The sequence below is a fragment of the Polyangium sp. 6x1 genome (assembly GCF_029946515.1).
Lineage (GTDB): Bacteria > Myxococcota_A > Polyangia > Polyangiales > Polyangiaceae > Polyangium.
Map to the genome: position 1 here is coordinate 1 of NZ_JARZHH010000172.1, position 2187 is coordinate 2187.

The 2187-nt window shown below is 71.7% G+C and carries 3 protein-coding genes; all 3 read right to left on the reverse strand.

Annotated features, from left to right (window positions below; all coding sequences use genetic code 11):
* Window positions 1–1025: energy transducer TonB (locus QHF85_RS49635; protein WP_281334567.1), on the reverse strand; the 1025-nt coding region annotated here is incomplete at its 3' end.
* A gap of 97 nt (window positions 1026–1122) precedes the next feature.
* Window positions 1123–1704, reverse strand: coding sequence for a hypothetical protein (locus QHF85_RS49640; protein ID WP_281334568.1), 582 nt, complete (start codon window positions 1702–1704; stop codon window positions 1123–1125).
* Between the two features lie 22 nt (window positions 1705–1726).
* A complete protein-coding gene (locus tag QHF85_RS49645; protein ID WP_281334569.1) occupies window positions 1727–1978 on the reverse strand; it encodes a hypothetical protein in 252 nt (83 codons plus the stop codon).
* Window positions 1979–2187 lie beyond the last annotated feature (209 nt).

Sequence of the window (2187 nt, forward strand, 5' to 3'; positions counted from 1 at the left end):
CCGCCGCCGGCCGCGCCGGGGCGCACCGTGCCGCCGCCCGCCGCGCCGAGGTTCAAGCCCGCGATGCCGCCGAGGCCCGCGCCCGCGCCCGAGGCGGCCGCGTTGTCGAGCAGGCCGAGCGGGACGTCGCCGCGATCGAGCACGCCCGCCGTCGCGTTGCCCGCGGCGTTCAGGGCGCCGAGCATCTGCATGTCGAGCTGGTTGAGCTCGTTGGCGATCGCTGCCGCGCGCGTGTCGCTGATCTTGCCGCCTGCGCCCTTCGCAGCGGACGCGCCCGCCGCGGCCTTGGGCGCCTCGGCCGGCGCGGTCGAGGCCGGCGTGGGCGTCGTGTCGGCCTCCTTCGGCTGCTCGACCGGCGGCGGCGGAGGCAAGCTCCGCACGGTCTCGAGGATCTGCGCGACGTCGACCTCGTCGTTGACGAGCGGATCCATCCAGTCCGAATAGATCGTGCCGACCGCGCCGAAGTGCAGGAGGAACGAGAACGCCGCGATGATCGTGGTGGTCCAGTCGATCGACTGGACGAACCCGCCGCGCACCGAAGCGGGCAGCTGCGGCTTCGGCTGGGGCGGCGGCGCGGCGACGAACTGGAAGAGGAAGGTCGTGTCGCCGACGACGATCTTGCCGCGGGCGTCGTCGCTGAGCGGGACCTGGAAGGCCTGCACCTGGCCGAAGCTGACCTTCTTGGCCTGGGATTTCAGCGAGGCGAGGTCACTCACGCCCGTCTTCAGCGCGACGCGGCCGGCCATGCCTTCGAGGAAGTTCAGCGCGTATTCGTCGCCGACGAGCTCGAACAGCCGGAAGCTCGGCGGCACGTTCTTGTTCGCCGTGACGAACATGCTCTTTTCGCTGGGGCCGATGGTGACGTGGGTGCGCTGCTTGATGATGCGCTCCTCGATCACCTTGCCGCCCTGGACGACCCCGACGCGCAGGACCTTCGGGCCCGTCGCCTGGTTCATGGCCCGCATGACCGCGGTCATCTGACCGGTGCTCGACCCGGACCCCGTCTGCGTCGTCGTCTGCGTCATGAAAAGGGTCTCCGCCTGGGGCGATGAAGACGCCCAGCCGACACGGAAGTATCCACGGAAGGGTACACAACGGCGGGAGATCGGTAAAGCACACGGCTCACGCGCCGCGTCTCCGGCCGGGACGAGGCGCGCGCGGGGGACCGCCCGGGGCGAGCCGGTCGCGAAGGCCGAGGGCGTCGACGAGCGCGTCGACGGACTTGCGTTGATCGTCGGCTAGCTCGCGGGCGCGACGACCGAGGGCCGCGCAGGTGGCCGCGGCGCCGAGGCCGAGGACGAGGAGCGCGGGCGCGGCGAACGAGATCGAGCTGGGGCGAAGGAGGACCGTGATCACCGCGAGGAGGAGGCCTCCGTAAGCAGCGATGCGCGTGGCTGCGCCGGGCCAGGATGCAGTCGCGTCGAGCGCGAGCTCGATCTCGGCGAGCAGCTCGTCGACGGCGGCGCCGCGGGCGTCTTCGGAGGCGTCTTCGGTGGATTGGATCAAGGCAGCGAGGCGGCGCTCGGCGCTGCCTTCCGGCGCACGCGCGGCGAGCGCCGTGGCGCGCTCGTTCATGGGGATGCGCTTCAGCGCGAGGAGGAGCTCGGCGGTCTTGCCGGAGGTCGCGCGCCGCACGCGCGCGAGGTGCGCCCACGCGAGGAGCACGGAGGCGGAGGCGATGAGGACGCCGAGCGCGAGAATCAAGCGTCGAGGCGCGATCGTTGGATCAGAAAGGATCCTTGAAGATGGCCTCCTCGATGCGATCGAGGAAAGGCTGCCGGAGCTCGGCGAGCGTGAGCTTCGGCTGAATGCGGCTCACGTCGACCGCGGCGATCGGCTTCTCGATGCGGCCGGTGATCGTCACCTCCGACAGCGTGATCGCGCCGCGAGGTTTTTTGTCTTTTTCCTGCGCCTCGGCGGTTCGTACGGACGAACCCACGATCACGAGCCCCGCGAGGATCAGCATCGCTCTCCGCATGCGCGACCTCCGCTCCACAAGATGCCTCGTCCGACGCGCGTCGTCCATGTGCCTAGAAGCCCGGAGGCGGCGTGGAGAACGGCGCGACGATGGTGCTGGTCGGCGTGGGCGCAGGCGCGGGCGCAGGCGCGGCCGGCGGCGGCGCGGGCGCGGCGGAGCTGTCCGACGGCGCAGGCGCAGGCGGCGGGGCCGCGGAGCTCGCGGGCGGC